Consider the following 7,097-nt stretch of genomic DNA (forward strand, 5'->3'; position numbering starts at 1 on the left):
CGCGCCATGCATGGGGCGGGCGTGCCCAGTCAAGCCGAACTATGGTCATGGATGGTGCAACCGGGGCGCATGTCTGCCCCCGGTTGCCCCCCGTCAGAAGCGGAAGCGGCCCGTGACCCCGAAGGTCCGCGGCTCTCCCGGGAAGGTGAGGAACAGCTGGTTCGCGGTGGTGCTGATCCCCTGCGCCACGCCGCGGAACGTGCCGGAGCCCTGCAGCGGGGCATCGGCGCTGATCTGGAAATACTGCTTGTTGAAGAGGTTCTGGCCCCACAGTTCCAGCGACCATTTGCGATCCGCGCTGGAGATGCCCACCCGGCCGTTGAACAGGATATAGGCTTCCTGCACCTTTTCGAGATCGAGGTCGGAACCGGTGTTGTAACTGTCCGTGAAGCGGTAATCGAGATAGGCGAGGCCGCGCAGATTGTCGCCGATGGGCGGATTCCACGAAATCGAGCCGGACATCACATAGGCCGGCGCGTTGGAGAGCAGCCGCCCCGGAAGCTGGAACAGCACCGGGGAGAGCGGCCGGCCGCCCGTGCCCACCAGATCCTTGGCATAGCGGGTGTCGGTGTAGGTGAGGCCCGCTGTGACGTTGAAATAGGGTGCGGGCTGGGCGTTCAGTTCCAGTTCGATCCCCTTGGAGACCAGCCCCGGCTTCAGCCTGTCTGGCGAGCAGGCGCCCGTGGTGGCGGAACCGTCGCTGTCCGTGTTGCCCAGATCATCGCGGCAGCCCTGGATGTTGGTGACTTCGAAATTCACCCCGTTGAAAGTATTCAGCTGGAAGTTGGAGAATTTCTGCTGGAACAGCGCCAGGTTGGCGCTGAAGCCCGGCCGCGAGAATTTCGCGCCCAGTTCCCAGGAATCCACGGTTTCCGCGCCGAACTGCAGGTCGATCGCTTCCGGGCGGGCATTGCCGACGGTGTTTGCCGGCAGCGCCAGCTGGCCGGAGCAGGCCGCGCGCTGCGCCACCGTGCCCGCGTTGGGGTTGCAGACAATATCCAGCGCGGACGTGTCGAGGTTGAAGCCCCCCGCCTTGTAGCCGCGCGCCCAGCTGCCATAGACCATCAGATCGTCCACCGGCTTCCAGCTGAGGACGACGGTGCCGGTCCAGCGGCTTTCGCTCACGCGCGCGCCTTCCGAGCCGGAGGGGATGCCGGTGCCCGCGGTGCCGTTGATGGCGCAGGGAACGGACGCCGCCGCAGAGGCAATGTTGCGCAGCGCGGCGCACAATGTGTTGTTGTTGGCGAACACACCGTCGATCGTCTTGCGCTCGTTGGTGTAGCGCGCGCCGACCGTGAGGATCAGCTTGTCCGGCACGATATCGAAGCTGTTGTGGGTGAAGAAGGCGTAGTTGCGGCTTTCATGATTCATGTAACCGCCGGCGCCGGTGCCCGGCATCCGTGCCGTGCCGGTGGCCGCCGCAAGCCCGGCATAGCCGGGCCATGACGTGGCCGGCAGCGTGGTGCAGCGCGGCAGCGACGGGTTCAGCGTGGTGGGGGCGAGTGACGCGACGATCAGGCAATCGCCATAGCGTTCGGAATCTGCCCCGAAGGCGATATTGTCGCTGGTGAACAGCTTTTCATCCGCGAAGTAGGCGCCGACGAGCCAGTCCAGCCGGTCTTCGAAAAGGGTGCCTTGCAGGCGCAGTTCCTGGCTGAACGTCTTGAAATGCCGGAACTGGTCGGATCGGCCCCAGAAATCGATATCGGTGAAATCCGAATCCTGGCCGGTGCGCACGCGATAGTCGCGCCAGGCGGTGATGGAGGTGAGGCTGGCGGCGCCCAGATCCCAGTTCACTTCGCCCGACACCCCCCAGTCGTCGCTGTCGGAGCGGTAATCGCGGTTGGGCGAGACGGCCACCTTGAACAGCTCTCCACGCGGGGAGGTCACGCCCAGCCCGCGCAGGATCGGTTCCAGCGTGTTGGGGAGGATGATCACATTGCCTTGCGCATCCCGCGCGAGGGATCGCGAGCTGAGATAGGAGGCGACGCAGCATTGTTCGCGGCGGCGGGAGTAATCGCCGATCAGGCGGATTTCCAGATTGTCGTTCGGCGTGAGCAGCAGCTGGCCGCGCAGCATCCAGCGATCGCGATCGTTGAAGTCACGATCCGAGCGGATATCCTCCACGAAGCCATCGCGCTTGAACCACAGGCCTTCCAGCTTGGCGGCGGCGATGTTGTCGGCCAGCACATAATTGACCCCGCCTTCAAGGCGCATGCTGTTGTAATTGCCGTAGCTGGCGGCGGCATAGCCGCCATTGTCGAAGCTGGGCTTCTTCGTCACGATGTTGATGAGGCCGGCAGACGCGTTGCGCCCGAACAGCGTGCCCTGCGGCCCGCGCAGCACCTCGATCCGCTCCACCTCGCCCAGTTCGGAAAGGCCGGTGCCGGTGCGGCTGCGATAGACGCCGTCGATGAACAGCGCGACAGAGCTTTCAAGGCCCGGGTTTTCCCCCACGGTGCCCACGCCGCGCACCCGCGCCGTGAAGTTCGTTTCCGATGTCGCGCCCGAAACCAGCAGCGAGGGCGCCAGCTGGTTCAGCGCGCGAATGTCGTTCACGCCGCTCGCCTCCAGCTGCTGCGAGGAAATGGCGCTGACGGCGATCGGCACATCGGAAAGGGCCTGCGCCCGGCGCGTGGCGGTCACGATGATGTCGCCCGCCCCCACCTGGGTGGAATCAGCTGCCTGCGCAAGCGCGGCGGCAGCCGGAAAGACTGTGGATGCAACAAGCGCACCAAGTGCGCACGACACACGCAGGCCGTTCATCAGATTTTCCTCCCCACGGGCTTTGTGCCCTTTGGAGAAATATTGCGCACAAAGGCCGCAACATGCAATCCGTGCGCACGTTGCTTATCAGCTTTGTGAAGGGATGTTGCGGCGGGGGCACACCGGGCCCGCCGGGGCCGGCGGCGGGGCGTCAGCGCCAGCCGGTCGCCTTCAACCGCACCAGATCCCGGAAGCTCGCCGCGCGCCCGGCCTCGCGCGCATCTTCCGCGAACGCCGCCGTCACGCCCATGGCCCGCAGCTGCACAAGTTCCCGCACAGAGGGCTCGCCCAGGCCCACGCCACGGATATCGGCCACATAATCGGCCTTCACGTCCATCGCCGCCAGCTGGGTTGCCTCCCGCGCGGTCAGCGCCGGCAGCCCGGCGGCGCGCCAGTCCGTCACGCAATCCGGGGTCACACCCATCGATTTCAGCGCCATGATCTCGTTGTGCGCAAGCGGGCGGCCAAAGGCCGTGCCCATCTCGCGCACATAATCATCCGTCACCCCCATCGACCGCATCACATCCGCGCGGGACATGTGCTTCACCTGCACCCAGGCGGCAGTCCCCGGGGGCGGAGAAGGCGGCGAGGGCGGGGAAGGCGGCGAAACCGGCGCCGGGGGGGCAGGCGGCGCCGGCGGCACCGGCGCGTCCACGGGCGCGGGCGGCTCCGGCGGGGCCGGCGGCTCCGGCGGATCCTGCCGCTCGCCGGCGGCCTCCACGGCGTCGGCCACCGACGCCGCCAGCAGCGGCGCCGGCGCAGCAGCATCAGGTGCCGCCCACTCCGTCGGCGCAGCCACGGCGGCCGTCAGCGCGGCAGGCGCAACAGCCGGGGCAGCCGCATAGGCAGGCTGGCCGGCAGGCTTCGCCATGGCGGGCTTCGCGGGCAGCAGTTCCAGCGCGGCGATCGTCAGCGCAGAGGCCATCGCCACGGTGCAGGCCGTCGCCGTCCACAGGCCGCTGCGCGCGCCCGGCGCGGGATCGTCCAGCACGGCCCGGATCCGCCGGCTCAGGTTGCTGCGCCCCACCATCGGGGTGGCCGGCAGGCCGGGTCCGGCCGCCAGCCGCACGCTTGTCAGCAACGTCTGCGCATAGCTCGCCCGGTCCACCCGGCGAATGGCGTGCATGTCCGCCGCCTCCTCGGACGCGTCCGACAACCGGCGGTCCAGCAGCCACACCAGCGGATTGAACCAGAACAGCGCCAGCACGATCCGCGAAACGATCAGCATGGGCCAGTCATGCCGGGCCACATGCGCCATTTCATGCGCCATCACGGCCTCCGCCTCGGCGTCCCGTGCGGCTGTCGCCGGGTCGATCAGGATGGCGGGCCTGCGAAGGCCCCACCCCAACGGAGAGGGCGTGTCCGCCGTCACCAGCAGACGCACCTTCCTGCGCACGCCAGACCGGAACATCGCCCGGTCATATGCCGCGCCCCACAGGGGGTGAACCAGGGGGCGCGCGCCATCGGTCCAGCGCCGCAATGTCCGCAAGCCGCCCGCCAGATGCGAAAGGATCAATCCAACGCCCAGGCCATAGGCCCCGATCAGCACCGCCGCCCAGACACTTGTGCCGCTATCCGCTTCCGCAGCAGAAGCCGCAGCAAAAGTCGCAGCAGAGGCCGACGCCATCCCGTCATCCGGAACGCGCTCCAACTCCGCATGCACCGCGATCTGCTGCAGCATGGCGGGTCGCTCAACGCCCAGCCGCGGCCCGAACAGCGCCACGCCCGGCAATGCCAGCAGCATCAGCAGCGTCAGCCGCAACAGCATCACCCGCTCCCGCGCAGGCCGGTGGCGCATCAGTCCGCACAGCGCCAGGCCCACCCCGGCCAGCGCCAACGACTTCACGCCGATCTCGATCAGCACATCGGGCATCACGGCTGCACCTCCCGCGCGGCATCGATCGCCTGCTGCAGGCGGTCCAGCTCTTCATCGCTGATCGCCCCCGGAAGGCCCAGCAAGGCCGTCGCCGCACTCACGGCAGACCCGTCGAACAGGGTGCGCACCATCTGCCGCAACGCCGACGCCCGCACATCCGCCTCGCGCGGCACGATCTCGTAAACATAGGCAGCGTCTGTTTCACGGTGCCGGACCAGCCCACGCGCCTCCAGCCTCGCCAACAGGGTCCGCACCGCGGAATAGCCCGGCGCGTCCGCCAGCCGCTCGCGCACCTCCGCAGCTGTCGCATGCTCGATCCCGCACAGGATCTCGAAGATTTCGCGCTCGCGGCGCGGCAGGGCCGGAATCATGGTCTGCTCCACTGCTACAAACGTAGCATGCCACAAATGTCGCAGACTGCAAAGCCCCCGGATCGGGGCAGCCGGTCATCCCGCCGCGCGCGGTCCCGCCGCCCGCTCCTGCACCAGCGCCACGCCCCACGCCACAGCATGAAACAACAGGATCAACGCCCCCTGCGCCGCCATCAGCGCAGCGACCTGAACCGATGAATCGCCCGTCAGGCTCACGGCAATGGCGGCAAACAGGATATCCTTGTTCGGCACAGGCATCCGGCCGATCATCATCCGCAAGGCCCCCAGCAGGAACCAGGTCTCGGCAGAAAAGCCCGGCAGCGCCACCGCCCAGCTGCCGACCAGCATGGCCTGGATCATCACCACCCGGACCAGGTGCCAGCCAAAGGCGAAATAATTCTCCCGGGGCGGCAGGCTCATCACCTTGCCCCGAAACAGCACGATGGCGACATTCAAAGCCACCATCGCGGCGAAGCTCCACATCAGGATCTTCAACGTGCGGGGGTCCAGCGCCGCGCCCAGCACGGCGGCACCATCCATCGAAAGCGCGATCCCCAAAATCAGCAACGTGGCAAGATTGCCCGCCAGCCCCGAAGTGATGGCCATATCCTTCACGGCCGCCAGAGGGCTGGTCGCCGGGTCCACCCCCGGCCCATCGCCGCGCCCCAGGATGCGGGGCGGCGGCGCCTTGGGATCGAACTCGATTCCCAGCCGGTTTGCAGCCCAGACCAGTAGATAGGTGTGTCCGGAATAGCTGAACAATGCCTCGTTCATCACCCGCATCTTCAGGAACACCCCGAAGGATTCCCAGCCGAACCGCCACCAGCGGCGATAGATGTGCCATTCCACCAGCGGCTGCAGCAGGTAAGAGCCGACAAACAGCAGCCAGAACCAGGGATTGCCCGGCACGGCATCAACAACCTGTTGCCATCCCACCTGCGCGATCGCGCGCACAAGCAGGCCCAGGATCAGGGCTGACAGCAGGATATTGAACGCCTTCTTGGCGCGCATCCCGGCAGGCGAAACGCCCCAGTCCTGGATGCGGTCGGCAATGCCCGCCAGGCGGGAGATGAATGGCGATGTACTCACGCCTCAAGCGCTAGCGGGGGCGATCGGTCCGGGCAATCGCCCAGAGCGAAAACCTGCCGGAACGGCGCAAAAGGCCCCCTGATCTGTTCGAATTCTGCCCGGGGATCCATGCCGCGGGCACAAAAAACCGCCCCGGAAATCCGAAGCGGCTGGTTTGGTTGCGGGAGCAGGATTTGAACCTGCGACCTTCAGGTTATGAGCCTGACGAGCTACCGGGCTGCTCCATCCCGCGACAACCGTTTCGCCAGAGCGCGAGCGATAGGCCTGCGATGCAAACGAACCAAGGTTCGCAAGGCCGACCGGCCGTCCGCAGACAAGCGAGGAACACAGACAAGATGTCTGACAATGTGAATGGGTTTTTCTGCACGAAATTCTGAGCCTGGCGGCGTCCTACTCTTCCAACGCTTAAGCGGTAGTACCATCGGCGCTGCCTGGTTTCACGGCCGAGTTCGAGATGGGATCGGGTGGGTCACGGGCGCTATGGCCACCAAGCTTAGAATTCCGTGCAGAGTTCAATCGATGCAATTTTAAGATGTATTGGGCGATCTGCTGAGAGCAACCTTCATGTTGATGATGGGACTCTCAGGTGCGAATAGAGTAATTAGGACCGGTTAGCTCCATGCGTTACCGCACTTCCACATCCGGCCTATCAACGTGGTGGTCTTCCACGACTCTAAGAGATCTTATCTTGAGGGAGGCTTCCCGCTTAGATGCTTTCAGCGGTTATCCCGTCCATACATAGCTACCCTGCTGCACCGTTGGCACGATGACAGGTCCACCAGAGGTATGTTCACCCCGGTCCTCTCGTACTAGGGGCAACTCCTCTCAAATCTCGACGCCCACGGCAGATAGGGACCAAACTGTCTCACGACGTTCTGAACCCAGCTCACGTACCACTTTAATTGGCGAACAGCCAAACCCTTGGGACCTGCTCCAGCCCCAGGATGTGATGAGCCGACATCGAGGTGCCAAACGATTCCGTCGATATGAGCTCT

At 65.8% G+C, this 7,097-nt stretch carries 4 protein-coding genes, 1 tRNA gene and 2 rRNA genes; all 7 read right to left on the minus strand.

Annotated elements, in window-relative coordinates:
- Nucleotides 1-93: 93 nt before the first annotated feature.
- Nucleotides 94-2,766 carry a TonB-dependent receptor gene (locus tag ACE3O8_RS12125; RefSeq protein ID WP_374390095.1) on the minus strand — a complete coding sequence of 891 codons (2,673 nt, stop codon included), beginning with the start codon at nucleotides 2,764-2,766 and terminating at the stop codon, nucleotides 94-96.
- 151 nt (nucleotides 2,767-2,917) lie between these two features.
- On the minus strand, nucleotides 2,918-4,639 hold the full coding sequence (locus ACE3O8_RS12130; RefSeq protein ID WP_374390097.1) for a M56 family metallopeptidase: 1,722 nt from the start codon (nucleotides 4,637-4,639) through the stop codon (nucleotides 2,918-2,920).
- Nucleotides 4,639-5,013, minus strand: a complete 375-nt coding sequence (locus tag ACE3O8_RS12135) for a BlaI/MecI/CopY family transcriptional regulator (RefSeq protein WP_374390099.1) — start codon at nucleotides 5,011-5,013, stop codon at nucleotides 4,639-4,641. The genes ACE3O8_RS12130 and ACE3O8_RS12135 overlap by 1 nt, the downstream gene beginning before the upstream one ends.
- A gap of 75 nt (nucleotides 5,014-5,088) precedes the next feature.
- Complete coding sequence (locus ACE3O8_RS12140) at nucleotides 5,089-6,102, minus strand: hypothetical protein (RefSeq protein WP_374390101.1); 1,014 nt, start codon at nucleotides 6,100-6,102, stop codon at nucleotides 5,089-5,091.
- A 155-nt stretch (nucleotides 6,103-6,257) separates the two neighbouring features.
- Nucleotides 6,258-6,334: transfer RNA gene (locus tag ACE3O8_RS12145), tRNA-Met, on the minus strand.
- A gap of 145 nt (nucleotides 6,335-6,479) precedes the next feature.
- Nucleotides 6,480-6,594 (minus strand): 5S ribosomal RNA (gene rrf, locus ACE3O8_RS12150).
- Nucleotides 6,595-6,684: 90 nt separating this feature from the next.
- A 23S ribosomal RNA gene (locus tag ACE3O8_RS12155) occupies nucleotides 6,685-7,097 on the minus strand; the annotation flags it as partial.

Origin of the sequence: Sandaracinobacter sp. (genome assembly GCF_041909755.1) — a bacterium.
Taxonomy (GTDB): Bacteria; Pseudomonadota; Alphaproteobacteria; order Sphingomonadales; family Sphingomonadaceae; genus Sandaracinobacteroides.

Coding starts and splice junctions, on each gene's coding strand:
- ACE3O8_RS12125 (WP_374390095.1), bottom strand. CDS start 2,766: ATGAACGGCCTGCGTGTGTCGTGCGCACTTGGTGCGCTTGTTGCATCC.
- ACE3O8_RS12130 (WP_374390097.1), bottom strand. CDS start 4,639: ATGCCCGATGTGCTGATCGAGATCGGCGTGAAGTCGTTGGCGCTGGCC.
- ACE3O8_RS12135 (WP_374390099.1), bottom strand. CDS start 5,013: ATGATTCCGGCCCTGCCGCGCCGCGAGCGCGAAATCTTCGAGATCCTG.